At 52.8% G+C, this 26,143-nt stretch carries 24 protein-coding genes; 17 read left to right on the forward strand and 7 right to left on the reverse strand.

Going from position 1 to position 26,143, the window contains the following annotated elements; translation table 11 throughout:
• Positions 1-232: 232 nt before the first annotated feature.
• The 5 genes from pgi to WC1_RS22380 all read left to right on the forward strand — a co-directional run bounded on the left by pgi (position 233) and on the right by WC1_RS22380 (position 6,133).
• A complete protein-coding gene (gene pgi / locus WC1_RS22400) occupies positions 233-1,882 on the forward strand; it encodes a glucose-6-phosphate isomerase (protein WP_003031668.1) in 1,650 nt (549 codons plus the stop codon).
• 420 nt (positions 1,883-2,302) lie between these two features.
• Positions 2,303-2,545 (forward strand): exopolysaccharide production protein YjbE, encoded by a 243-nt coding sequence (gene yjbE, locus WC1_RS22395; RefSeq protein ID WP_003826562.1) that lies wholly within the window; start codon positions 2,303-2,305, stop codon positions 2,543-2,545.
• 119 nt (positions 2,546-2,664) lie between these two features.
• On the forward strand, positions 2,665-3,303 hold the full coding sequence (locus WC1_RS22390) for a YjbF family lipoprotein (RefSeq protein WP_016149394.1): 639 nt from the start codon (positions 2,665-2,667) through the stop codon (positions 3,301-3,303).
• Entirely contained in the window at positions 3,300-4,037 is a 738-nt protein-coding gene (locus WC1_RS22385; RefSeq protein ID WP_016149395.1) for a capsule biosynthesis GfcC family protein, read from the forward strand. Before WC1_RS22390 ends, WC1_RS22385 begins: the two co-directional genes overlap by 4 nt.
• Positions 4,037-6,133: a YjbH domain-containing protein gene (locus WC1_RS22380; RefSeq protein WP_016149396.1), complete on the forward strand. Its 2,097-nt coding sequence runs from the start codon at positions 4,037-4,039 to the stop codon at positions 6,131-6,133. Before WC1_RS22385 ends, WC1_RS22380 begins: the two co-directional genes overlap by 1 nt.
• Positions 6,134-6,230: 97 nt before the next feature.
• Here the strand turns inward: WC1_RS22380 and WC1_RS22375 are convergent, their stop codons facing one another.
• Positions 6,231-6,683, reverse strand: a complete 453-nt coding sequence (locus WC1_RS22375) for an acyltransferase (RefSeq protein ID WP_016149397.1) — start codon at positions 6,681-6,683, stop codon at positions 6,231-6,233.
• Positions 6,684-6,821: 138 nt separating this feature from the next.
• On the opposite strand from WC1_RS22375, the gene psiE reads away from it, so the two are divergent.
• Positions 6,822-7,232, forward strand: coding sequence for a phosphate-starvation-inducible protein PsiE (psiE, locus tag WC1_RS22370; RefSeq protein ID WP_003031674.1), 411 nt, complete (start codon positions 6,822-6,824; stop codon positions 7,230-7,232).
• A gap of 45 nt (positions 7,233-7,277) precedes the next feature.
• Here the strand turns inward: psiE and xylE are convergent, their stop codons facing one another.
• The 4 genes from xylE to malE form a co-directional block, all read right to left on the reverse strand.
• Entirely contained in the window at positions 7,278-8,753 is a 1,476-nt protein-coding gene (gene xylE / locus WC1_RS22365; RefSeq protein WP_016149398.1) for a D-xylose transporter XylE, read from the reverse strand.
• A 324-nt stretch (positions 8,754-9,077) separates the two neighbouring features.
• Entirely contained in the window at positions 9,078-9,968 is an 891-nt protein-coding gene (gene malG / locus WC1_RS22360) for a maltose ABC transporter permease MalG (RefSeq protein WP_003031677.1), read from the reverse strand.
• 14 nt (positions 9,969-9,982) lie between these two features.
• Positions 9,983-11,527: a maltose ABC transporter permease MalF gene (gene malF, locus WC1_RS22355; protein ID WP_016149399.1), complete on the reverse strand. Its 1,545-nt coding sequence runs from the start codon at positions 11,525-11,527 to the stop codon at positions 9,983-9,985.
• A 131-nt stretch (positions 11,528-11,658) separates the two neighbouring features.
• On the reverse strand, positions 11,659-12,849 hold the full coding sequence (gene malE, locus WC1_RS22350) for a maltose/maltodextrin ABC transporter substrate-binding protein MalE (RefSeq protein WP_016149400.1): 1,191 nt from the start codon (positions 12,847-12,849) through the stop codon (positions 11,659-11,661).
• A gap of 360 nt (positions 12,850-13,209) precedes the next feature.
• Between malE and malK the strand changes: the two genes are divergently transcribed.
• The 5 genes from malK (at position 13,210) to ubiA (ending at position 18,378) form a co-directional block, all read left to right on the forward strand.
• Complete coding sequence (gene malK / locus WC1_RS22345; RefSeq protein ID WP_003031682.1) at positions 13,210-14,319, forward strand: maltose/maltodextrin ABC transporter ATP-binding protein MalK; 1,110 nt, start codon at positions 13,210-13,212, stop codon at positions 14,317-14,319.
• 78 nt (positions 14,320-14,397) lie between these two features.
• The gene (locus tag WC1_RS22340) at positions 14,398-15,753 is read left to right on the forward strand and encodes a maltoporin (RefSeq protein ID WP_003031683.1); all 1,356 of its coding nucleotides are present in this window, start codon (positions 14,398-14,400) and stop codon (positions 15,751-15,753) included.
• A 113-nt stretch (positions 15,754-15,866) separates the two neighbouring features.
• The gene (gene malM, locus WC1_RS22335) at positions 15,867-16,814 is read left to right on the forward strand and encodes a maltose operon protein MalM (RefSeq protein ID WP_016149401.1); all 948 of its coding nucleotides are present in this window, start codon (positions 15,867-15,869) and stop codon (positions 16,812-16,814) included.
• 180 nt (positions 16,815-16,994) lie between these two features.
• Entirely contained in the window at positions 16,995-17,492 is a 498-nt protein-coding gene (gene ubiC, locus WC1_RS22330; protein ID WP_003031688.1) for a chorismate lyase, read from the forward strand.
• Positions 17,493-17,505: 13 nt separating this feature from the next.
• On the forward strand, positions 17,506-18,378 hold the full coding sequence (gene ubiA / locus WC1_RS22325) for a 4-hydroxybenzoate octaprenyltransferase (protein WP_016149402.1): 873 nt from the start codon (positions 17,506-17,508) through the stop codon (positions 18,376-18,378).
• A 54-nt stretch (positions 18,379-18,432) separates the two neighbouring features.
• On the opposite strand, the gene plsB is transcribed toward ubiA, so the two are convergent.
• Positions 18,433-20,853 (reverse strand): glycerol-3-phosphate 1-O-acyltransferase PlsB, encoded by a 2,421-nt coding sequence (plsB, locus tag WC1_RS22320; protein WP_003841366.1) that lies wholly within the window; start codon positions 20,851-20,853, stop codon positions 18,433-18,435.
• A gap of 171 nt (positions 20,854-21,024) precedes the next feature.
• On the opposite strand from plsB, the gene WC1_RS22315 reads away from it, so the two are divergent.
• From WC1_RS22315 to WC1_RS22300, 4 genes are all read left to right on the forward strand, one after another.
• Positions 21,025-21,393: a diacylglycerol kinase gene (locus tag WC1_RS22315; RefSeq protein ID WP_003826594.1), complete on the forward strand. Its 369-nt coding sequence runs from the start codon at positions 21,025-21,027 to the stop codon at positions 21,391-21,393.
• Positions 21,394-21,502: 109 nt separating this feature from the next.
• On the forward strand, positions 21,503-22,111 hold the full coding sequence (gene lexA, locus WC1_RS22310; RefSeq protein WP_003031703.1) for a transcriptional repressor LexA: 609 nt from the start codon (positions 21,503-21,505) through the stop codon (positions 22,109-22,111).
• Between the two features lie 70 nt (positions 22,112-22,181).
• On the forward strand, positions 22,182-23,501 hold the full coding sequence (gene dinF, locus WC1_RS22305) for an MATE family efflux transporter DinF (protein ID WP_016149403.1): 1,320 nt from the start codon (positions 22,182-22,184) through the stop codon (positions 23,499-23,501).
• 136 nt (positions 23,502-23,637) lie between these two features.
• Positions 23,638-23,847, forward strand: a complete 210-nt coding sequence (locus tag WC1_RS22300; RefSeq protein WP_003031706.1) for a CsbD family protein — start codon at positions 23,638-23,640, stop codon at positions 23,845-23,847.
• Positions 23,848-23,895: 48 nt separating this feature from the next.
• Here the strand turns inward: WC1_RS22300 and zur are convergent, their stop codons facing one another.
• Positions 23,896-24,414, reverse strand: a complete 519-nt coding sequence (gene zur, locus WC1_RS22295) for a zinc uptake transcriptional repressor Zur (RefSeq protein ID WP_003031709.1) — start codon at positions 24,412-24,414, stop codon at positions 23,896-23,898.
• 115 nt (positions 24,415-24,529) lie between these two features.
• On the opposite strand from zur, the gene WC1_RS22290 reads away from it, so the two are divergent.
• A complete protein-coding gene (locus tag WC1_RS22290; RefSeq protein WP_003031710.1) occupies positions 24,530-25,018 on the forward strand; it encodes a cupin domain-containing protein in 489 nt (162 codons plus the stop codon).
• A 107-nt stretch (positions 25,019-25,125) separates the two neighbouring features.
• Positions 25,126-26,124: a tRNA dihydrouridine(20/20a) synthase DusA gene (gene dusA, locus WC1_RS22285; RefSeq protein ID WP_003841361.1), complete on the forward strand. Its 999-nt coding sequence runs from the start codon at positions 25,126-25,128 to the stop codon at positions 26,122-26,124.
• Positions 26,125-26,143: the final 19 nt, after the last annotated feature.

Below are 26,143 nucleotides of genomic sequence, written 5' to 3' on the forward strand. Positions count from 1 at the left end.
CCGTATTTATAAATAAAATGTGTAGCTTGCACTGTCAACGCTGGGATTATGCGGATTTTTCATGCTGCAACTGCGTTGAGTAACGGTACTAATAACAACGCTGATAACCGCTATACTTTTTAGCCACGTTTGGCGGATGCCCTGGCAATGGCATTAAAACAATCACACTTTTCTGTGACTGGCGTTACAATCGATCTCAGTCACAATTCTCAAAATCAGAAGAGTATTGCTAATGAAAAACATCAATCCAACGCAGACCTCAGCCTGGCAGGCACTACAAAAACACTTTGAAGAAATGAAAGACGTTACTATCGCGGATCTTTTCGCGAAAGATAGCGATCGTTTCACTAAGTTTTCCGCGACGTTTGACGATCTGATGCTGGTGGATTTCTCCAAAAACCGCATCACTGAAGAGACGCTGGCTAAACTGCAGGATCTGGCGAAAGAAACCGATTTGGCGGGTGCCATCAAGTCCATGTTCTCCGGTGAGAAAATCAACCGTACTGAAGACCGTGCCGTGCTGCACGTGGCGCTGCGTAACCGTAGCAATACGCCGATCATCGTTGACGGCAAAGATGTGATGCCGGAAGTGAATGCGGTACTGGAGAAGATGAAATCTTTCTCTGAAGCGATCATCTCCGGAAGCTGGAAAGGCTATACCGGCAAAGCCATCACTGATGTAGTAAACATCGGTATCGGCGGTTCTGACCTTGGTCCGTTCATGGTGACCGAAGCGCTGCGTCCGTATAAAAATCACCTGAACATGCACTTTGTGTCGAACGTCGATGGTACGCACATCGCCGAAGTGCTGAAAAAAGTGAACCCGGAAACCACGCTGTTCCTGGTCGCTTCCAAAACCTTCACCACCCAGGAAACCATGACCAACGCCCACAGCGCGCGCGACTGGTTCCTGGCGACCGCTGGCGACAACAAGCACGTAGCCAAACACTTCGCAGCGCTTTCCACTAACGGTAAAGCGGTTGGCGAGTTTGGTATTGATACTGCCAATATGTTCGAGTTCTGGGACTGGGTTGGCGGTCGTTACTCCCTGTGGTCTGCAATCGGTCTGTCCATCATCCTGTCCGTAGGCTTCGACAACTTTGTTGAGCTGCTCTCCGGCGCGCATGCGATGGACAAACACTTCTCCACCACCCCGGCTGAGAAAAACCTGCCGGTGCTGCTGGCGCTGATCGGTATCTGGTACAACAACTTCTTCGGTGCCGAAACCGAAGCGATTCTGCCGTATGACCAGTATATGCACCGTTTCGCGGCCTACTTCCAGCAGGGCAACATGGAATCCAACGGTAAATACGTTGACCGTAACGGCAATGCGGTGGATTACCAGACTGGCCCAATTATCTGGGGTGAGCCGGGTACTAACGGCCAGCATGCGTTCTACCAGCTGATCCACCAGGGTACCAAAATGGTGCCGTGCGATTTCATCGCGCCGGCAATCACCCACAACCCGCTGTCGGATCACCATCCGAAACTGCTGTCTAACTTCTTCGCGCAAACCGAAGCGCTGGCTTTTGGTAAATCTCGTGAAGTGGTTGAGCAGGAATATCGCGACCAGGGTAAAGATCCGGCTACGCTTGAGCACGTTGTGCCGTTCAAAGTGTTCGAAGGTAACCGTCCAACGAACTCCATCCTGCTGCGCGAAATCACGCCGTTCAGCCTGGGTGCGCTGATTGCGCTGTACGAACACAAAATCTTCACTCAGGGCGCGATCCTGAACATCTTCACCTTTGACCAGTGGGGCGTTGAGCTGGGCAAACAGCTGGCGAACCGCATTCTGCCAGAGCTGAACGATGATAAAACTGTTTCTTCCCATGATGTTTCTACTAATGGGTTGATTAACCGTTACAAAGCCTGGCGCGCCTGATGGCGCTGCGCTTATCCGGCCTACAGGCACATATCCTGTAGGCCGGATAAGGCGTTTCGCCGCCATCCGGCATTAATGAAATAAAAAAGCCGATATTAATATCGGCTTTTTTATAAGATTACTCCAGGATATCTACGTTTTTACTTCACTCTTTAATTGAGCTTAATCCTAAAATAATTTATTCAACGTTATCCTGTTTCTGATATTTTCAGATTTACCGGATATTATGTTTTTACTATTATATTTTAACTATTTGAATTAATTTGTTTTTTATTATTTGCTGTTAATCATTTTTTCTCTCGTTATCTAATTGTCCTAAATTCCCTCTCGACCTAATTTGCATACTTCGCTTGTGTATACTCGATCTCGCCCGAAATTCTTTTGGGTAAATCTCCATTCATACAATGAAGGGAATTTGTGATGAAAAAAGTTCTGTATGGCCTTTGGGCTATATCTGCGCTTGCGGCGACCTCTGTCTATGCCGCCCCCGTTCAGGTGGGTGAGGCTGCAGGGTCGGCTGCTGCGTCGGTTTCGGCAGGAAGTTCCTCCGCAACCAGCGTGAGCACCGTAAGTTCTGCGGTGGGGGTTGCCCTGGCGGCGACCGGCGGCGGCGATGGTTCTAATACCGGAACCACAACTACCACAACCACCAGTACCCAGTAATAAAGGTACGTTTAATTCTAACCACACTTCGGTGTGGTTATTTTGGAATTGCCAAAAGTCTGTGGGATTTGTAGGCCGGGTAAGCGTCGCGCCACCCGGCAATAATGCGGAGAAACGTCGTGAAGCGACCAGCGATCATAATGGTTTGCCTGCTACTGCAGGCGTGCTCAGCCACTACCGAAGGGCTGGGTCATTCGCTGTGGGATAGCGTGTTTGGTACTCCCGGCGTACAGATGACGGACGATGAAATTCAAAACATGCCTTACGCCAGCCAGTACATGCAGCTCAACGGCGGTCCCCAACTGTTTGTGGTACTCGCGTTTGCAGAAAACGGACAGCAGAAATGGGTGACTCAGGATCGGGCTATTCTCGTCACGCAGCATGGGCGCATTGTGAAAACGCACCTTGGCGGGGACAACCTAATCGAGGTGAATAATCTGGCGGCAGACCCGCTCATCAAGCCAAATCAGATAGTCGACGGCGCAACGTGGACCCGCACGATGGGCTGGACTGAACATCAGCAGGTACGCTATGCCACCGCGCGCTCGGTTTTCACATGGGATGGCGCAGACACCATCAAAGTCGGCAGCGATAACACGCCGGTACGGATCCTTGATGAAGAGGTCACCACCGATCAAACGCGCTGGCATAACCGCTACTGGATCGACAGTGAAGGGCAGATTCGCCAGTCGGAACAGTATCTTGGCGCAGGTTTCTTCCCGGTGAAAACCACGCTGATTAAGGCGGCAAAACCATGATGAAACAAATGATTACTGCGCTGACATTCAGCCTGTGCGCGGCATCTGTTTTTGCTGCGGGCAGCGTAAAAGTGATTACGACAGGTAGCACAGAAGCAAAAACGCTGACCGGGGCTGAACATCTGCTCGACCTGGTTGGACAGCCGCGGTTGAGCAATAGCTGGTGGCCAGGTGCGGTTATCAGCGAAGAGCGGGCAACAACTGAGGCACAACGTCAGCAGCAGGCATTACTGGCTCGTCTGGCGGCGTTGAGTGCTGAAGCAAGCGGTGATGATGCTGGCGCTATCAACGCATTACGCCAGCAAATTCAGGCGCTGAAGGTGACCGGTAGACAGACGATTAATCTCGACCCAGATGTAGTGCGTACCAGTGAGCCAGGCAACCCGCCGTTGCAGGGCAATTACACACTGTGGGTCGGACCGCAGCCCACAGATATCACGCTGTTTGGCCTGCTAAGCCACCCGGGTAAACAGCCTTTTATACCCGGACGTGATGTTGCCAGCTATCTCGATGGGCAACATCGGCTCAGCGGCGCGGATCGTAGCTACGCCTGGGTTGTCTATCCCAACGGACGCACACAAAAAGTACCGGTCGCCTACTGGAACAAACGTCACATTGAGCCGATGCCCGGCAGCATCATTTTTGTCGGGTTGTCGGACTCTGTCTGGAGCAGCACCCCGGATGAAATCAATGCCGACATTCTTCGCACCCTGACCCAGCGGATACCCGAATAATGAGAAAAACTTATCTGCTCAGCCTGTTGGCGCTGGGTATTAGTGCGGCCTGTTACGGTGAAACGTATCCTGCACCGATTGGTCCTTCCCAGTCCGATTTTGGCGGCGTGGGGCTGCTGCAAACCCCAACCGCACGCATGGCGCGTGAGGGCGAAATGAGCCTTAACTACCGCGATAACGATCAGTACCGCTATTACTCTGCGTCGGTGCAGCTCTTCCCGTGGCTGGAAACCACGCTGCGCTATACCGATGTGCGTACCAAACAATACAGTAGCGTGGAGTCGTTTTCTGGCGATCAGACTTACAAGGATAAAGCTTTTGATCTCAAGCTACGTCTGTGGGAAGAGAGCTACTGGATGCCGCAGGTGGCAGTTGGCGCGCGAGATATTGGCGGAACGGGCCTGTTCGATGCGGAGTATATTGTGGCGAACAAAGCCTGGGGACCGTTTGATTTCTCACTCGGTCTTGGCTGGGGATACCTCGGGACCAGCGGCAACGTCAGCAATCCGTTTTGCTCATACAGCGATAAATTCTGTCATCGCGATAACAGTTACAAGCAGGCGGGTTCTATTGACGGCAGCCAGATGTTCCACGGCCCGGCGTCGCTGTTTGGTGGCGTGGAATATCAGACACCCTGGCAGCCGCTGCGTCTGAAACTGGAGTATGAGGGTAATAATTACCAGCAGGATTTTGCGGGCAAGCTGGATCAGAAGAGCAAGTTTAACGTCGGCGCTATTTATCGCGTCACCGATTGGGCCGACGTTAACCTCAGCTATGAGCGCGGCAACACCTTTATGTTTGGGTTCACGCTGCGGACTAACTTCAACGATTTGCGACCAAACTATAACGATAACGCCCGTCCGAAGTATCAGCCGCAGCCGCAGGATGCGATCCTGCAACATTCGGTAGTGGCGAATCAGCTAACGCTGCTGAAATACAATGCCGGGCTGGCGGATCCTAAAATCCAGGTGCAGGGCGATACGCTGTATGTAACAGGCGAACAGGTGAAATACCGTGATTCGCGCGAGGGGATCGAGCGTGCCAACCGGATCGTGATGAACGATCTTCCTGACGGGATCCGCACGATCCGTATTACGGAAAATCGCCTTAACTTGCCGCAGGTGACGACCGAAACAGAGGTTTCCAGCCTCAAGCGCCATCTGGAAGGCGAGCCCTTGGGCCATGAGACTCAACTGGCGCAAAAACGCGTGGAGCCCGTGGTGCCGAAAACGACCGAGCAGGGCTGGTATATCGATAAGTCGCGCTTCGATTTCCATATCGATCCGGTGTTAAACCAGTCGGTGGGTGGCCCGGAAAATTTCTATATGTATCAGTTGGGCGTGATGGGTACGGCGGATTGGTGGGTGACCGATCATCTGCTGACCACCGGGAGTTTGTTCGCCAACCTCGCCAATAACTATGACAAGTTTAACTACACCAACCCGCCGCAGGATTCGCATTTGCCGCGTGTGCGTACCCATGTACGTGACTACGTGCAAAACGATGTTTACGTGAATAACCTGCAGGCCAACTACTTCCAGTCACTCGGCAACGGCTTTTACGGACAGGTGTACGGCGGCTATCTGGAGACCATGTACGGCGGCGCGGGGGCAGAAGTGCTGTATCGTCCGCTGGACAGCAACTGGGCGTTTGGTGTTGATGCCAACTACGTGAAACAGCGTGACTGGCGTAGCGCGCAGGACATGATGAAATTCACCGACTACAGCGTGAAGACCGGGCATTTGACCGCGTACTGGAATCCTTCTTTCGCCCAGGATGTGCTGGTGAAAGCCAGCGTGGGTCAGTATCTGGCCGGGGATAAGGGCGGAACGTTGGAGATCGCCAAACGCTTCGACAGCGGTGTCGTGGTGGGTGGTTATGCGACTATCACTAACGCCTCGCCGGATGAGTATGGCGAGGGTGATTTTACTAAAGGGGTGTACGTTTCCGTGCCGCTGGATCTGTTCTCGTCTGGTCCGACCCGCAGCCGTGCGGCGATTGGCTGGACGCCGTTAACACGTGATGGCGGTCAGCAGCTTGGGCGTAAGTTTGGTCTGTACGATATGACCAGCGATCGCAGCGTGAATTTTCGGTAATCGAGCCGTTTGCCAGCCGGATGGCGCTACGCTTATCCGGCCTACAAAGTGCCTGTATTGCAGGCCGGATAAGGTATTTACGCCGTCATCAGGGAAGTTACAGGCGACGCAATAATTTTGCTGGATTTCCCGCGTACACGCCTTTCTCGGTGATCGATTTGGTCACTACGCTTCCTGCGCCGATGACCGCGCCATCGCAGACAGTGACCGCCAGAATGGTCGCCCCGCTGCCGATCGAAACATCGTTGCCAATCGTAATTCTTCCCCAACTGTTGCGGTCGGCGTTGGGTTTTCCTTCGCGGAACATATCGTTGGCGAACATCACGCCATGCCCGATAAAACAGCGGGCGCCGAGGGTGACATATTCGCAGATGAAGGTGTGTGACTGAATTTTGCTGTCTGCGCCAATCTGCGTGTTGCCCTGGATTTCAACAAATGGTCCGACAAAAACGTTGTCTCCCAATGTGCAATCGTAGAGATTGGCGGGTTCATAAATCACCACGTTGTCACCGCAGGTAACGTTGCGGACAGCGGATTGTCTTAGCTGCATAATTCATCCTGTGAAATGTATCGTGGCATTCATCATTCTCTGTTGACCTTTCTTGCACAAAATATAAACAAAAAATGTAGATCTCTGTCACATTTTTGCGTTATACAGGAACCTCGCCACTGAGTAAGAGGTGCTGTTATGACGTCGCTATCTCGTCCGCGCGTGGAGTTTATCTCCACCATCTTACAGACCGTGTTGAATCTGGGACTGCTGAGTCTGGGCTTGATCCTGGTTGTATTCCTCGGGAAAGAAACGCTGCATCTGGCGGACGTGCTGTTCGCGCCGGAACAAACCAGCAAGTATGAGCTGGTGGAAGGGCTGGTGGTTTACTTCCTCTACTTTGAATTTATCGCGTTGATTGTGAAGTACTTTCAGTCAGGGTTTCACTTTCCGTTGCGCTACTTTGTCTATATCGGGATCACCGCGATTGTGCGGTTGATCATTGTCGATCATAAAGCGCCGATGGATGTGCTGATCTATTCTGCAGCGATCCTGCTGCTGGTGATCACCCTGTGGCTGTGTAATTCCAAACGGCTGAAGCGAGAGTAAAAGACAACACGCCGCAATCGGGCTGCGGCGTGTTGCTGGTCAGGATTACTGCGCAGAGGCAGGCTGGGTTTTCTCTGCGGAGGGCTCCCACAGTTCTTCAAGTTCTTCCAGCGTTTTGCCTTTGGTTTCCGGCACAAACTTCCACATAAACAGCGCGGCCAGAATGCCCATGCAACCGTAAATCCAGTAGGAGAAACCGTTGTGGAAATGGGAAACCAGCCACGAATTTTTGTCCATCATCGGGAAGGTCCAGGAGACGAAGTAGTTCGCCAGCCATTGAGCTGCAACGGCAATGGCGAGCGCTTTGCCACGAATCGCGTTCGGGAAGATTTCGGCCAGCAGCACCCAACAAACTGGTCCCCAGGACATGGCGAATGCGGCGACGTAAAACAGCATCGACAGCAGAGCAACCAGCCCGGAAGCCTGGGTATAAAACGCGGTACCGAGACTGAACATACCGATGGCCATGCCCAGAGCGCCAATAATCTGCAGTGGTTTGCGACCAAATTTATCCACCGTCATGATAGCCAGCACGGTGAAGCTCAGGTTGATCACGCCAACAATAATGGTCTGTAACAAGGCCACGTCGGTGCTGGCTCCCAGCGTTTTAAACACCTCCGGGGCGTAGTAGAGCACGACGTTAATACCGACGAATTGCTGGAAGATAGACAGCATTACGCCGATGACGATAACGCCTGCGCCAAACATCAGTAGGCGACCACCGGTTTTACGACCATGTTCCAGAGAGTGATTGATCTCCTGCATGGCCTGGGTGGCGAGGGTACTGCCCATAATTTTGCGCAGAATACCTTCCGCTTGTTCGTGTCTGCCACGCGCCATCAGCCAGCGCGGGCTTTCTGGTACGGTGTACAGCAGCAGTAAAAACAGCAGAGCGGGAATACTTTCGGACGCAAACATATAGCGCCAGCCATCGGTATTCAGCCAGTTCGCATCACCCGAACGGGCGATAAAATAGTTAACGCAATACACTAACAGTTGACCAAAAATAATGGCGAATTGGTTAAATGACACCAGTTTCCCACGAATGTGCGCGGGTGCCAGTTCAGCAATATACATTGGTGAGAGCATTGAAGCTAAACCTACCCCAATACCCCCAATGATACGATAAATAACAAATTCGGGAACGTATCCGGCTAAATAAACGGGTACGGCGTTATCTGGATTAATAGTTGTAAAGCCTAGTTCCGGCCAGGCGGAACCAATACCAGAAATAAAGAACAGCAGCGCCGCGATTTTCAGCGAGTCCCGGCGGCCAAATCGGTTACTGCAATAGCCGCCCAACGCACCGCCGATGATGCAGCCAATCAACGCACTGGCAACGCAAAAGCCCAACAGCGAGTTGGCGGCGGATTCACTTAAGTGTTGTGGGGCGACAAATACGGTATTTAAGGACTCTACCGTTCCGGATATGACTGCAGTGTCGTAGCCGAATAATAGCCCTCCTAATGTTGCCACTAATGTAATCGAAAAAATATAACTGGAATTATATTGAGTGTTCATTCAGACCTGCCTTAGAGGATACAGCTCTTTTGATCAGTGCCGTGATGTTGAATTTAACAGGCAGGGAAGACAATTATCATTTTTTACATTGCAATTACGTTTTGTCTTTTCTGTGATCTTAATTCTGTTTAATTTTATTGCGTTCGGGTGAAAAATAGAATTGCAGTGATGGAGAGCACGAAAGGAAATAATCGTAAGCGTAATACAAAATAACATAAAAAAAGGGCGCTCCGTAGAGCGCCGAATAACAGTCACAGGTTGGGATAACATAAGTTGAGGGTTGCAGTGGCATTGCCCGTTGCCGGGCAGTTACTTCGGTAAAACTTAACCTTTCACACCACCTGCCGTCAGTCCGTTGACCAGCCAGCGCTGCGCCAGCAAGAACACCAGAGTGATCGGAATGGCTGAAAGTACAGCTGCGGCGGCAAAGTCGCCCCACAAATAGTTCTGTGGATTGAGGTACTGCTGCATACCTACCGCGAGGGTATAGCTGTTCACATCACGCAGCAGCAGTGACGCGACCGGTACTTCGGTAATAGCGGCAATGAAAGACAGAATAAACACGACCGCCAGAATCGGAACGGAAAGTGGTAGCAGCACCAGGCGGAATGCCTGCCACGGCGTTGCGCCATCCAGCGCGGCCGCTTCTTCCAGCGAACCGTCGATGGTTTCGAAATAACCCTTAATCGTCCATACATGCAGCGCAATACCGCCAAGATAGGCGAAGATCACGCCGCCGTGCGTGTTCAGGCCGATAAACGGAATGTACTGACCCAGGCGGTCAAACAAAGCATATAACGCGACCAGAGACAGCACCGCCGGGAACATCTGGAAAATCAGCATCCCTTTCAGCAGGGTTGCTTTGCCCGGGAAACGCATACGGGCAAAGGCGTAAGCACAGGTGGTGGAAAGCGTCACGATACCGATCGCGGTAATGCTGGCCACTTTCACAGAGTTCCACAGCCACAGCAGTACCGGGAACGGCGGCGGCGTCACACGGCCATCCGCGTGTTCAACGCTAAAGCCCAGTGCCAGTTTCCAGTGTTCCCAGGAGATGTTTTCCGGGATCAAACTGCCGGTGGCAAAGTTGCCTTCGCGCAGCGAGATAGCGATAACCATCAGCAACGGGAACATGATCGCCGCGATGAAAATCAGCAGCAGCAGGTGCGTTGTTAAGAGACGCAGTTTCTGAGATTTGGGTTGTACCATAGCCATGTTCGTTGTCTCCCTTAATCAAACTTCATACGTGTGGCTTTCAGGTTCACAATCGCCAGCGCGCCGACCAGCAGGAAGATCAGCGTGGCAATCGCCGCCGCCAGACCGAAGTCCTGACCACCGCCGCCTTCAAAGGCAATACGGTAGGTGTAGCTCACGAGCAGGTCGGTATAACCGGCTGGCGTGGTGGTGCCGAGTCGGTCCGGGCCACCGTTGGTCAACAGCTGAATCAGCACGAAGTTGTTAAAGTTAAAGGCGAAGCTGGCGATCATCAGCGGTGTCAGCGGCTTAATCAGCAGCGGTAGCGTTATCTTAAAGAAGTTCTGGAACGGACCTGCACCATCCATCGCCGAGGCTTCATACAGATCGTCAGGAATCGCTTTCAGCAGACCCATGCACAGGATCATCATGTATGGATAACCGAGCCAGGTGTTGACGATAATAATCATCGAGCGTGCGGTGGTTGGGTCGCTGAACCAGGCCGGTTTGATACCAAACAGTGCGCTCAGCATCATGTTGATTTCACCAAAGCTCTGGTTGAATAAGCCCTTGAAAATCAGAATCGAGATAAACGACGGTACGGCATACGGAAGAATCAGCAGGACACGGTAAATCGCTTTGCCTTTGAGAGACTCCCACTGTACGAGACAGGCCAGCACCATCCCCACAGCAACGGTGAGGATCACAGTCAGAACGGAGAAGACCACCGTCCAGACAAAGATGGCGAAGAACGGTTTCTGGATGCCTTCGTCGGTAAACACGCGAGTGAAGTTATCCCAGCCGATGGCAACGGTATAGCCTGGACTGAGTTTTTCGCTACCCCAGCTACCGTCAGCGTTAATCGCCTGATAATAACCAATATCGTTATTGGCGCGGTATTTAACGCCGCTCTGGCTGTTGGTGAGCGTACCGTCATCAGCGAGCGTATAAAGTGGCTGCGTGCCGGAAAACTGGCGCAGTGAACTCATAATCACTTTGCTTTCATCCGGCAGGTTGGCGGTCAATTGGTTCAGCGCCTGGCGATTCTGCGTGATGATGCGCAGCGTCCCACGCTCGCCCGCTGGCAAAGCATCCGTTTCTTTCAGTTGCAGTTTCTGTTCGCCGCCAAATTTGAAGGCGTCGGAAACATAATTCTTGCCGGTTTCACCGTCGGTGAGAGCCAATTGCCACTCATCACCCGCCGGATACAGGCCAAAGTTGTAGGTTTTCCCAGCCTGATACGAACGATCCATCAGGACTTCCTGAGCACGTTCAAAGGTCAGTTGGTTAGTACTGCTGTAGTTGGTAAAGGCAATGGCGATCGTACAAATCAGCGGAAACAGGACAAACAGCCCCATACCGGCAACGCCCGGGTAAACATAGCGCCAGGCATAGGCTTTACGGTTAGCGAAAATATACAGGCCAGCAGAGCTTAAAATCAGCGTCATGATGGCAAACAGGTACTCCCCCTGAGCGTACATCAAAACAACAAGGTAACCGACCAGCAGCCCAAGCAGACCCATCACTGACCATTTCAGCGTGTCGCTTTGCCACCAGTGTTTCTTTTTAATGACATCCATGGGGTTCAATCCTCAACAACAATGAAAACCTGTTGGTCAGCGTGCCTGATGGCGCTGCGCTTATCAGGCCTACGGTGTGTTGTAGGCCGGATAAGGCATTTATGCCGCCATCCGGCACGTGTGCTACAGCATTACTTGGTGATACGACCTTGTGCATCTTTCAGCGCGGCATCGACGGTCTGACGGCCGCTGGCTGCGTTGATCACTGCGGTACGAACGGCATACCAGAATGCGGACATCTGTGGGATGTTCGGCATGATTTCGCCTTTCTGAGCGTTATCCATGGTGGCGGCAATGCGTGGGTCTTTTGCTAACTGATCCTGGAAGGATTTCAGCGCAACGGCGCCCAGCGGCTTGTCCTTGTTCACTTCATCCAGACCCTGATCGGTCAGCAGGTAGTTTTCGAGGAACTCTTTCGCCAGTTCTTTGTTCGGGCTGGCGGCATTGATACCGGCGCTCAGAACGCCAACAAACGGTTTAGACGCTTTGCCTTTGAAGGTTGGCAGCAGCGTGACGCCGTAGTTGATTTTGCTCTTGTCGATGTTGGACCACGCCCACGGACCGTTGATGGTCATCGCAGTATCGCCCTTGTTAAAGGCAGCTTCGGCGATGGAGTAATCCGTATCCGCGTTCATATGTTTGTTCTTGATCAGGTCAACCAGGAAGGTCAGACCCGCTTTCGCGCCGGCGTTATCCACGCCCACGTCTTTCACATCGTACTTGCCGTTTTCAAACTTGAATGCGTAACCGCCGTCGGCGGCAATCAGCGGCCAGGTGAAGTACGGCTCTTGCAGGTTGAACATCAGCGCGGATTTACCTTTCGCCTTCAGGTCTTTATCCAGTGCAGGAATTTCTTCCCAGGTTTTCGGTGGGTTTGGCACGAGGTCTTTGTTGTAAATCAGCGACAGCGCTTCAACCGCGATCGGGTAGGCAATCAGTTTGCCGTTATAGCGTACGGCATCCCAGGTGAACGGATAGAGTTTGTCCTGGAACGCTTTGTCAGGCGTGATTTCAGCCAGCAGGCCAGACTGAGCGTAACCGCCAAAACGGTCATGAGCCCAGAAGATGATGTCCGGGCCGTCGCCGGTCGCGGCAACCTGCGGGAATTTCTCTTCCAGTTTGTCCGGGTGCTCAATAGTGACTTTGATCCCGGTGTCTTTCTCGAATTTTTTGCCCACTTCAGCGAGGCCGTTATAGCCTTTGTCGCCGTTAATCCAGATAACCAGCTTACCTTCTTCAATCTTGGCGAGAGCCGAGGCGGAAAACATCATCGTCGTCAATGCAGACAATGCGAGGATGCGTGCGCCAGTTTTGATTTTCATAGTTCCCATCCTGTTTGGTGATTTTGCAGAGGTGGCTTAACGGTTACTAGTTTCTTTATACGACAACCTCTTTCCATCCTCCTTACCCCTACGCCCCACCCGCTCTTTATGTGATCTGTGTTACATAAATGTGAGTATTGCGTACTGGCGCACATAAAAACCCACCGATTTTTGCAGGCTGCATCACGAAATTCCTCTGAGGCGGGTAGCCCGGGTCTCAGACGCTGCTCTCTCATCCTCCCGCCTCCTCCCCCATAAAAAAGCCGGGGGGTGGAGGATTCACGCAGTCAAGTGATCGCGCATAGTCAGCCCATCATGAATGTTGCTGTCGATGACAGGTTGTAACGAAGGGAGAAGGGCATGGCGAGCGTACAGCTGCGAAATGTAACAAAAGCCTGGGGTGACGTGGTGGTATCGAAAGATATCAATCTCGACATTCACGAAGGGGAATTCGTGGTGTTTGTCGGACCGTCAGGCTGCGGTAAGTCGACCTTGCTGCGTATGATCGCCGGGCTTGAAACCATCACCAGTGGTGACTTGTTTATCGGGGAGACCCGGATGAACGACATTCCGCCCGCCGAACGCGGTGTGGGTATGGTCTTCCAGTCCTACGCGTTATACCCCCATTTATCTGTCGCGGAAAACATGTCATTCGGCCTCAAACTGGCCGGGGCGAAAAAAGAAGTGATGAACCAGCGTGTGAACCAGGTTGCGGAAGTTCTGCAACTGGCACACCTGCTGGAGCGTAAACCAAAAGCGCTTTCCGGCGGACAACGTCAGCGTGTGGCGATTGGCCGTACGCTGGTCGCTGAACCGCGTGTATTCCTGCTGGACGAACCGCTGTCAAACCTCGACGCCGCGCTGCGCGTGCAGATGCGTATTGAAATCTCCCGCCTGCATAAACGTCTTGGTCGCACGATGATTTACGTCACCCACGATCAGGTCGAAGCGATGACCCTGGCTGACAAAATTGTGGTGCTGGATGCCGGTCGCGTAGCGCAGGTTGGTAAACCGCTGGAGCTATACCACTACCCGGCTGACCGCTTTGTTGCCGGGTTTATTGGCTCGCCGAAGATGAACTTCCTGCCGGTGAAAGTCACCGGGACGGCCATCGATCAGGTGCAGGTTGAACTGCCTAACCGCCAGCAAATATGGCTCCCGGTAGACAGCCATGCGGTGCAGGTTGGCGCCAACATGTCTTTAGGTATCCGCCCGGAACATCTGCTGCCCAGCGATATCGCCGATGTCACCCTCGAAGGTGAAGTGCAGGTGGTCGAGCAGCTTGGTCACGAAACACAAATTCATATCCAGATCCCCGCCATCCGTCAAAACCTGGTTTACCGCCAGAACGACGTGGTGTTGGTAGAAGAGGGTGCCACATTCGCTATCGGCCTGCCGCCAGAGCGTTGCCATCTGTTCCGTGAGGATGGCAGTGCATGTCGTCGGTTGCATCAAGAGCCGGGTGTTTAAGGTATCCCATTAAAAAAAAGCGCAAAACCGTCAAGGTGAAGCGTTTAAAGAAAAGCAATGATCTCAGGAGATAGAACGATGATTACTCTGCGCAAACTCCCTCTGGCGGTTGCTGTGGCGGCAGGCATTATGTCTGTTCAGGCAATGGCTGTGGATTTCCATGGCTATGCACGTTCCGGTATTGGCTGGACGGGTAGCGGCGGTGAACAACAGTGTTTCCAGGCAACCGGCGCCCAAAGTAAATACCGTCTTGGTAACGAATGTGAAACCTATGCGGAAATTAAATTAGGTCAGGAAGTGTGGAAAGAAGGCGATAAGAGCTTCTACTTCGACACTAACGTTGCCTATTCCGTCGCACAGCAGAATGACTGGGAAGGGACTGACCCGGCCTTCCGTGAAGCCAACGTGCAGGGTAAAAACCTGATTGAATGGCTGCCAGGCTCCACTATCTGGGCAGGTAAGCGCTTCTATCAGCGTCATGATGTTCACATGATCGACTTCTACTACTGGGATATTTCAGGTCCTGGTGCTGGTATTGAAAACATCGATCTGGGCTTCGGTAAACTGTCTCTGGCCGCGAGCCGTTCACAGGAAGCGGGTGGTTCATATGCTTTCAGCAGCCAGAATATCTATGATCGTACCAAAGACACCGCCAACGACGTATTTGACGTTCGTTTAGCACAGTTGGCAACTAACCCGGATGGGATGTTGGAATTGGGCGTTGACTATGGCCGTGCGAATACCACCGATGATTACCACCTGGCAGACGGCGCATCTAAAGATGGTTGGATGTTCACCGCTGAACATACCCAGAGCATGCTGAAGGGCTACAACAAGTTTGTTGTTCAGTACGCGACAGATTCTATGACCACTCAGGGTAAAGGTCTGAACCAAGGGTCTTACGGTTCATCCTCCTTCACCGTTACTAACCCAGACGGTAGTAAAACGAATTACGCCAATAACGTTATTAATAACAACGGTAGCCTGTTCCGCGTACTTGACCACGGTGCAATCTCCCTGGGCGACAAATGGGATCTGATGTACGTCGGTATGTACCAGAACCTCGATATGGATAACGACCTGGGGACCGAATGGTACACCGTCGGTATTCGTCCGATGTACAAATGGACACCGATCATGAGCACCCTGCTGGAAGTCGGTTACGACAACGTCAAATCTCAGCAAACTGGCGATCGCAACAGCCAGTACAAAATCACCCTGGCGCAACAGTGGCAGGCTGGCGACAGCATCTGGTCCCGCCCGGCAATTCGTGTCTTTGCAACCTATGCCAAATGGGATGAAGAGTGGGGCTACGTTAAAAATGGTAACGACGTAACCAAATACGCCGCTGCAACCAACTCTGGTATCAGCACAACCAGCCGTGGCGACAGCGATGAGTGGTCCTTCGGTGCCCAGATGGAAATCTGGTGGTAATTCAGCACTAACCTGACGTAAAGACCGAAAGAGGGGCGCCAGCCCCTCTTGATTACGGTTTAGCGCGCTATTGCCTGGCCACCGCTGAACCCATGCTATCTGAGGTGATAACAATGAAAATGAAGAAAAGTCTCGTTGCCCTTTGTTTATCTGCAGGGTTATTTGCCAGCGCGCCTGGCATCAGCCTGGCCGATGTAAATATTGTTCCGCAGAACACCACCGCGGCTCCAGCTATTCCCACTGCTGCGCTACAACAGTTAACCTGGACGCCGGTTGATCAATCCAAAACCCAGTCGACACAGCTAGCGACAGCGGGTCAGCGTCTGGATGTTGCTGGTATTACTGGCCCAGTCGCTGCGTACAGCGTACCCGCGAATATTGGTGAGTTAACTCTGACGCTGACCAGTGAAGTCAACAAACAAACCAGTGTATTTGCACCAAACGTTTTAATTCTTGATCAGAACATGACGCCATCTGCGTTCTTCCCCAGCAGCTATTTCACCTACCAGGAACCCGGCGTGATGAGTGCCGATCGTCTGGAAGGCGTAATGCGTCTGACGCCAGCGCTGGGCCAGCAAAAGCTCTATGTTCTGGTCTTTACCACAGATAAAGATCTCCAGCAGACCACGACCCTGCTTGACCCGGCAAAAGCCTATGCCAAGGGTGTAGGTAACGCTGTTCCGGATATTCCTGACCCGATCGCCCGTCATACCACCGACGGTCTGCTGAAGCTGAAAGTCAAAACCAGTTCCTCCTCCAGCGTGCTGGTAGGGCCGCTGTTTGGCTCATCCGGCCCTGGCCCTGTCACGGTTGGCAATACCGCCGCGCCTGCGGTGGTCTACGCGGCCCCGGCAGCAGCCGTTGCTGCTCCAGCGCCACAACCGGTGAAGAAAAGTGAGCCGATGTTAAATGACACGGAAAGTTATTTTAACCAGGGTATTAAGGATGCCGTGGCGAAAGGCGATGTCGATAAAGCGCTGAAGCTGCTTGATGAAGCTGAACGTCTGGGTTCCAAATCTGCCCGATCCACCTTTATCAGCAGTGTAAAAGGCAAGGGGTAAACGTCTCCCCGCAGTGCTGATTTTGCAACAACTGGTGCGTCTCCTGGCGCACCTTTTTTTATCCTTCGGTGCTAATTGTTACACTTATGTTGCTCTGACGATCACTTAATTGTGTTTGCTCACCCCGTAATGCATTTTCTGCGATACAATGCCTTCAGGTTATAAATCGGAGAGTAAGGCATGCCACACCCTGCGTTAACGCAACTGCGTGCGCTGCGTTATTTTGATGCGATCCCGGCGCTGGACCCCCAACTGCTCGACTGGTTGTTACTGGAAGATTCCATGACCAAACGTTTTGAGCAGCAGGGGAAAAAGGTCACCGTAACGTTGATTCGCGAAGAATTCGTTGGGCAAAATGAGGTGGCTGAAGAACTGACGCTGCTGCCTAAAGAGTCTCGCTATTGGTTACGTGAAATCCTGTTATGTGCGGATGGTGAACCCTGGCTTGCCGGACGGACCGTGGTGCCTGAATCAACCTTGTGCGGCCCTGAACTGGCCTTACAGAACCTGGGGAAAACCCCGCTCGGACGCTACCTGTTTACGTCATCGACATTGACCCGAGATTTTATTGAGATTGGCCGCGATGCAGCGCTATGGGGGCGTCGTTCCCGCCTACGGCTGAGCGGTAAGCCGCTGATGCTTACCGAGCTTTTTCTGCCTGCATCGCCGTTGTACTGAGAGGAAGATAAAGATGGAGTGGAGTCTGACGCAGAATAAGCTGCTGGCGTTTCACCGCTTGATGCGTACGGATAAGCCGATCGGCGCCTTACTGCTGCTCTGGCCAACGCTATGGGCATTGTGGGTGGCGACCCCAGGCATGCCGCAACTGTGGATCCTGGCGGTATTTGTCGCCGGCGTTTGGTTAATGCGCGCCGCTGGATGCGTGGTAAATGATTATGCCGACAGGAAATTTGACGGACACGTTAAACGCACCGCGAATCGACCGCTGCCGAGCGGTGCCGTCACCGAAAAAGAAGCCCGAACGCTGTTCGTCGTATTGGTGTTGCTGGCCTTCCTGCTGGTTTTGACGCTCAACACGATGACCATTTTGTTGTCCGTTGCGGCGCTAGCGCTGGCGTGGGTCTATCCCTTCATGAAACGCTACACGCATCTGCCGCAGGTGGTGCTGGGCGCGGCGTTTGGCTGGTCTATACCGATGGCGTTTGCCGCCGTGAGCGAGTCTGTACCACTGAGCTGCTGGCTGATGTTCCTCGCCAACATTCTCTGGGCGGTGGCCTATGACACACAGTATGCGATGGTTGACCGGGATGATGACCTGAAGATTGGCATTAAATCGACCGCGATCCTGTTCGGCCAGAACGACAAACTCATTATTGGTATTCTGCAGGTCGGTGTACTGGTGCTGATGGCGCTGGTTGGGTGGCTGAACGGGCTGGGACCGGGCTATTACTGGTCTCTGCTGGTGGCGGGTGCGCTGTTTGTGTATCAGCAGAAGCTGATCGTTAATCGTGAGCGTGATGCCTGTTTTAAAGCGTTTATGAACAATAACTATGTAGGCCTGGTACTGTTCTTAGGACTGGCGATGAGCTACTGGCACTTTTGAGTTTGGCTTAGCCTGCAAAATAAAAACCGGTCATTTCGACCGGTTTTTTTATGCTTACTCGCCCTGTGTGGCGCTCTCGATGGTCAGACGCACATCCGATGTGACCAGTTCGGCCAGCATCTGGTAGATCTTCATCGTCTCTTCCGGCTCGGCATCCCCGGTATCGCTAATGAATCCCTCGTCACGCAGTGTCAGCACCAGAGAGCTGAACACCGCTTTATCGAAGAATTCCGGCGCGTTAATGCCGTGCAGCACTGAGAGGCGTTGTGCCACGGTGCGGCTCTCTTTCTCCAGCGTGCCACGGTTGATCGACGGGTTGGCGCTCAGTAGCCAGAAGGTGATAGCGTAGCGTTGCAACGTCTCGCGAGCACCCGCAGCCAACAGCTGCAGCGTACGGGAGCGGGCAGGGTTAATATGCAGCTCGCCATCCTGTAGAGTAATCAGCCCCTGGCGCTGCATTTCGCTGGCCAGTTCGTCAATCACCCCGGCAAGCTCATCGCGCTCCCAGCGCAGGAACAACTCGGCTTTCAGCATCGGGTACAACGCATCAATATGCTGCTGTAGCGCGACGCGTGAAATACGACGATGCTGAGTCACAATGGCTGCCATCAACGAAGGCAGAACCAGCATATGCGCAATGTTATTGCGGTAGTATGTCATCAAGACCGCCTGCTCGCGCGGCAGAATAATGATGTCACCGATGGTGTCTTTCTCGACCTCAAACTTGTTCATCTGCAAGGCGTGGTCGATCAGTTCACTGGCACTTTGCGCAGGAACGGTTGAGTCCGCCGCGTACGGCACGTTGCGCAGCAGGCTCAGGTAGCAGTCGAGCTGCTCGGTTAACTGTTCACGGGTCAGAGAGCGCTGGCGGGAAGCCAACAGCGCGGTACAACACAGGTTCATGGCGTTGGCCGCGCCAGCGTTGTTAATGCGCACCATCAGATCGGCGGCAATGTTATTCACCGTCGGCGTCAGCCAGGCCGGACGGATAGACTCGATAGGATCGATAGATTCACGCCATTCTGGCACATGCTGGTTGAGGTAAGTCATCAATGGCATTGGTTCACCAAAGTTGACGTAGCCCTGACCCAGGTTGCGCAGCTTGCTTAAGCCACGCAGCATTTGTGGCAGACTTTCTTTCTCTTTCGTCGCGCCACGCAGCTCTTTTGCGTAGGTGCCCACTTCCATTACGTGCTCGTAGCCGATGTAGATCGGTACGAGAGTAATAGGACGCGTACCGCCGCGCAGCATCGCCTGAATAGTCATCGACAGGGTGCCGGTTTTAGGGTCGAGCAAACGACCAGTACGTGAACGTCCACCCTCGACAAAGTACTCAACCGAGTAGCCGCGGCTGAACAACTCGCCCAGGTATTCACGGAATACGGTGGAGTAGAGCTTGTTGCCCTTGAAGGTACGACGAATAAAGAATGCGCCCAGACGACGGAAAATCGGACCCGCTGGCCAGAAATTCAGGTTGATACCGGCTGCGATGTGCGGCGGAACCAGACCCTGGTGGTACAGAACGTACGACAGCAGCATATAGTCCATATGGCTGCGGTGGCACGGAACGTACACGATTTCATGCCCATCGTGCGCCAACTGGCGTACACGCTCCGCATTATGAACGTTAATCCCCTGATACAGACGGTTCCAGGTAAAGCCCAGGATACGGTCCGTCAAACGGATCATTTCGTAGGAGAAGTTGGCGGCAATCTCTTCCATCAGCGCAATGGCATTTTGCTGCGCTTTTTCGTGGGAGATTTTTTTACTGCGCGCTTCATCTTCTACCGCGCGAGCGATCGCTTTTGAAGCTAACAGTTTATTAAACAGATCCTGGCGGGCAGGGAGGCGCGGGCCGACAGCGGCCAGACGCTGGCGAGCAAAGTGCATACGCGCCACGCGTGCCAGCTTCTGGGCAATGATCTTATCCGTACCGTGTTCATCCGCCATACGACGCAGAGAGACCGACGGGGAGAAGCGGACAAAACTGTCGCGACCCAGCCAGGAAACCGCAAAGAATTTCTGTACGCCGTTTAGCATACGTAACGGCGGATTAACTTCACCTTTTTCACGCCCTGGCGCACGGCCAAACATCACCGAAACCGGCACCATCTGCACATCCAGGTCTGGATTGCTGCGATGTAAGTCGAGATAGTTATGGAACAGCTTGATGGACTCTTCTTTTGGCGTGTAATAGGTGAACACACGCGGGCCGCCGTGAATAAACACGTAGCGCGGCAGTAAAGTCCCGTCTATCTCCAGCGGTTCCAGGGGATCGGGGAGATCGTGCACCAGACATTGGGCACGCAGCGTCAGCAAGTCTGCTTTTGAATTGTACGGTAGGACGTACATAATGGGACGAGACGTATCGAGCCCCAATTCCGGGGCAGGTTCTGCCGGAATAGACTTGCTTTTTACCAGGACGCTTAATGGTAAATTCAGTAATTTGTAGTAAATTCGTGGCCAGCCGGACATAAACGATGTAAAGCCTCTGGTTAATAATGCAAATGCGCTGCAAGGATATCAGAAAGTTTAGTGAATTTCTGTGGTATCCCGTCATACTTCGCGCTGCTTTGCCACCCCCTGAAACAAACGGGGTAACGTTACAATGACATTGACGCTAATAATGTAAAAAGGTTCTTTTTGATGGCCAATAATACCACTGGATTCACCCGAATTATCAAAGCTGCAGGCTATTCCTGGAAAGGTTTTCGCGCCGCATGGATCAATGAGGCGGCATTCCGCCAGGAAAGCGTTGCCGTACTGCTGGGCGTAGCTATCGCCTGCTGGCTGGACGTCGATGCGATTACTCGCGTGCTGTTGATTGGTTCCGTGATGCTGGTGATGATCGTTGAAATCCTCAACAGTGCGATTGAGGCGGTAGTTGATCGTATAGGCTCTGAGTATCACGAACTTTCCGGCCGGGCGAAAGATATGGGGTCGGCGGCGGTATTGTTGTCTATTTTTGTCGCTCTGATTACCTGGGGCATCCTGTTGTGGTCGCATTTGCGATAAGGATTCCACATCTTCATAAATCTCCTGCTTTTTGTGCAGTTTGCGGTTCCAAAATCACCTTTAGCTGTATATACTCACAGCATAACTGTATATACACCCAGGGGGCGGAATGAAAGCGTTAACGGCCAGGCAGCAAGAGGTGTTTGATCTCATTAGAGATCACATCAGCCAGACAGGTATGCCACCGACGCGTGCGGAGATCGCGCAGCGTTTGGGGTTCCGTTCCCCAAATGCCGCTGAAGAACATCTGAAAGCGCTGGCGCGTAAAGGTGTGCTGGAAATTGTCTCCGGCGCATCGCGCGGTATTAGACTGCTGCAGGAAGAAGAAGAGGGATTACCGCTTGTCGGTCGTGTGGCGGCAGGCGAGCCACTTCTGGCGCAGCAGCACATCGAAGGCCATTATCAGGTCGATCCTTCACTGTTCAAACCGAACGCCGATTTTCTGCTGCGCGTCAGCGGTATGTCTATGAAAGATATTGGTATTATGGACGGTGATTTACTCGCTGTGCATAAAACTCAGGACGTGCGTAACGGTCAGGTTGTTGTTGCCCGTATTGATGACGAAGTTACGGTTAAACGCCTGAAAAAGCAGGGAAACAAGGTTGAACTTCTGCCAGAAAATAGCGAATTTAAACCTATCGTTGTCGACCTGCGTGAGCAAAGCTTCACCATTGAAGGGCTGGCGGTAGGTGTCATTCGTAACGGTGAATGGCTGTAATCATGTATTAATACTGTGGCGCATTCTGCGCCACAGTTAGTTTTCACTTCTTTTCATCAGGCTTTCCTGTATGCCTTTCTTTACCTCTTCTGATAAAGCACTCTGGCACCTCGCCTTACCGATGATCTTCTCCAATATCACCGTTCCCCTGCTGGGACTGGTGGACACCGCGGTGATTGGTCATCTGGATAGTCCGGTCTATCTTGGCGGTGTTGCGGTTGGTGCTACGGCAACCAGTTTTCTCTTTATGCTGCTGCTTTTCCTGCGCATGAGCACCACGGGTCTTACTGCCCAGGCATTTGGTGCGAAAAATCCACAGGCGCTGGCGCGCGCACTGGTGCAGCCGCTAATGCTGGCGCTGGGCGCGGGGTTGCTTATCGCACTGTTTCGTACGCCGATTATCGATGTAGCGCTGCATATTGTCGGGGGAAGTGAAGCGGTACTGGAACAAGCCCGGCGTTTCCTTGAAATCCGCTGGCTCAGCGCACCCGCCTCGCTGGCTAATCTGGTGCTGCTCGGCTGGCTGCTTGGCGTTCAGTATGCGCGTGCGCCGGTTATCCTGTTGATTGTTGGCAATATTCTTAACATTGTGCTCGATTTATGGCTGGTGATGGGCCTGCATATGAACGTGCAAGGTGCGGCACTGGCGACGGTGATTGCTGAATATGCCACCTTACTGATCGGCCTGATGATGGTGCGCAAAGTCCTGCATATGCGCGGAATATCGCTGGCAATGCTGAAGCAGGCGTGGCGTGGCAACTTCCGTCGTTTGCTGGCGCTTAATCGTGACATCATGTTGCGCTCGCTGCTGCTGCAGCTCTGTTTTGGCGCTATCACGGTGCTGGGTGCGCGTCTGGGAGGCGATATTATTGCGGTTAATGCCGTTCTGATGACCCTGCTAACCTTTACCGCCTACGCGCTGGATGGATTTGCCTATGCCGTGGAAGCGCATTCGGGCCAGGCCTATGGGGCGCGAGATGGTAGCCAGTTACTGGACGTCTGGCGGGCGGCCTGTCGGCAGTCCGGTATTGTGGCTATTCTGTTTTCGCTGGTTTATGCCCTGTTTGGCGAGCAGATTGTTGCGCTACTGACCTCGCTGCCGCAAATCCAACTACTGGCCGATCGCTATCTCTTCTGGCAGGTGGTGTTACCGCTGGTGGGTGTCTGGTGTTATCTGCTCGACGGAATGTTTATTGGCGCGACGCGGGCTGCAGAAATGCGCAACAGTATGGCCGTTGCCGCAGTGGGATTCGCCTTAACGCTCCTGACGTTGCCGTGGCTGGGAAATCATGGTTTGTGGCTGGCGTTAACCGTTTTCCTCGCGTTGCGCGGGCTGTCGCTGGCCTTTATCTGGCGGCGTCACTGGCGTAATGGAACCTGGTTTGCCTAATCTGGATGGTTAAAAATTCCGAATAATAAATAAAACCCAGAATCAGTGACTACACTTATTCTCACGTCCAGCAAAAACAGCATGTGTCTGGACATGGCACTCTCGCTATTCACAACCTAACGATGAGGACTTGATGATGAATAAAGACGAAGTCGGCGGCAACTGGAAGCAGTTTAAAGGTAAAGTGAAAGAGCAATGGGGCAAACTGACCGATGATGATATGACGGTCATTGAAGGTAAACGTGACCAACTGGTCGGTAAAGTCCAGGAGCGTTACGGTTACGCGAAAGATCAGGCGGAGAAAGAAGTTAACGATTGGGAAAAACGTAATGATTACCGCTGGTAATTAACCCCTCCCTCCTGAGAGTACAAGGATGTACGCTCTCCCGCTTACCTAGCGCCCCACTTTCTTCTTCACCTGAATCGTATGGTCATGCTGGCACTCGCCAGGATGGCGGCATGACTCAACTTCTACACAGGCCGGACATAGTCCGTGTGCTTCAATAACATTATGTCGCAGAGCAAAGCCCATTTTGGCCGCCAGCGTATGCATGATGTCTTCCACACCTTCTGCGCACTCTTCTTTTACCACACCACAGCGGTCACAAATGAACATCGCGGAACTGTGGGTTGGCTGATCGAACAGATGGCAAAGGACATAGCTGTTGGTGGATTCCACCTTATGCACAAACCCTTGTTCCAGCAGAAAATCGAGCGCACGATACACGGTTGGCGGCTTGGCCTGCGGCTCAGTTTCCCGCAACAGGTCGAGCAGGTCATAGGCGCTGATAGCCCCTTCCTGCAGGCTCATCAGGCGCAACACTTCGAGACGCTGTGGCGTAAGCCGCACGTTGCGTTGCGCACAGAGTTTTTCAGCTTGAGCCAATAACTCTTGCGTAGTGGTTTTGTCCATTTGGCGCCTCGATTTGCGTGGAAGGTTAATCCCTTACTTTAACATGTTCTGCTTAAAACGCCGAGATCCACCGCGGTGTGCTATACCTGACGCATCGCAATACTGGAAAATAACCATGAAAAGACCCGATTGTATTCGCCACTGGCGTGAGGTTGAGGGGGCTGACGACTCCACTTATCCCGACAGCGATGAGCTATTTGCTATTGGCGCGCCGCTTGCCCGCAAATTGGGGTTAGGACGACTCGGCATTCATCATGAACGCCTGCCGCCGGGTCGGCGCACGTCGTACCCGCACGCTGAAAGCGATGAGGAAGAGTTTATCTATGTGCTGGAAGGTTATCCTGAGGCCTGGATTAACGGGTATTTATGGAAGCTAGAACCGGGCGACAGCGTCGGTTTCCCGGCAGGTACAGGCGTGTGCCATACCTTTATCAATAACACCAGCGAAGAGGTGCGTCTATTAGTCGTGGGTGAGGCGAACAAAAAATATAACCGCATTTATTATCCGCTTAACCCGGTCTATGCCGCTACACGCGAGGATCGCTGGGTCGACCATCCGCCGCAGTTTTTCGGATCACACGACGGAAAACCGGGGCGTAAATAGCGTTTGTTGAGGGGCAGAGGGAGTGAGCCGCGAGGATGTGGCTCACTATCGTAACGGTCTATGCTATAGTAGCGCCCCTTTTTTAACCGGATGCTTGAATATTCGCCATGCTGCCTGAATCTCAGTCTACCGCTTTTCCCGCTCATCGTTTTTCTATCGCGCCGATGCTCGACTGGACGGACAGACACTGCCGCTACTTTTTGCGCTTACTGTCCAGCCAGACGTTGCTCTATACGGAGATGGTAACCACCGGCGCGATCATTCATGGTAAAGGCGATTATCTGGCGTATAGCGAAGAAGAGCATCCGGTCGCATTGCAACTGGGCGGGAGCGATCCTGCGGCGCTGGCGCAGTGCGCAAAGCTCGCTGAACAGCGGGGTTATGACGAAATCAATCTCAACGTGGGTTGTCCTTCCGACCGCGTGCAGAATGGCATGTTTGGCGCCTGCCTGATGGGGAATGCGCAACTGGTCGCCGATTGTGTCAAAGCAATGCGCGACGTGGTGTCGATTCCGGTAACGGTGAAAACGCGTATCGGCATTGATGATCAGGACAGCTACGAATTCCTGTGCGATTTCATCAACACGGTATCTGGCAACGGCGAATGTGAGATGTTTATTATTCACGCCCGCAAGGCCTGGCTATCCGGGTTAAGCCCGAAAGAAAACCGCGAGATCCCACCGCTGGATTATGACCGTGTTTATCAGCTAAAGCGTGATTTCCCGCATCTGACGATGTCGATCAACGGCGGCATTAAATCGCTGGAAGAAGCAAAAATTCATCTGCAACATATGGATGGCGTGATGGTGGGGCGTGAAGCTTACCAAAACCCAGGTATTCTGGCGTCCGTTGACCGTGAGATTTTTGCTGCTGCCACCGAAGATGCCGATCCAGTTGCCGTGGTGCGCGCCATGTACCCGTACATTGAGCGTGAACTGAGTAAGGGGACCTATTTGGGACATGTGACGCGCCATATGTTGGGGCTGTTTCAGGGGATCCCTGGGGCTCGTCAGTGGCGTCGCTATCTGAGCGAAAATGCGCATAAAGCCGGGGCAGATATTAACGTACTGGAGCATGCGCTGAAGCTGGTCGCTGACAAGCGTTAAGTTTTCGCCAAAAGTTAGT

Origin of the sequence: Citrobacter sp. KTE30, from assembly GCF_000398825.1 — a bacterium.
In the GTDB taxonomy this organism is placed as follows: Bacteria; Pseudomonadota; Gammaproteobacteria; order Enterobacterales; family Enterobacteriaceae; genus Citrobacter; species Citrobacter freundii.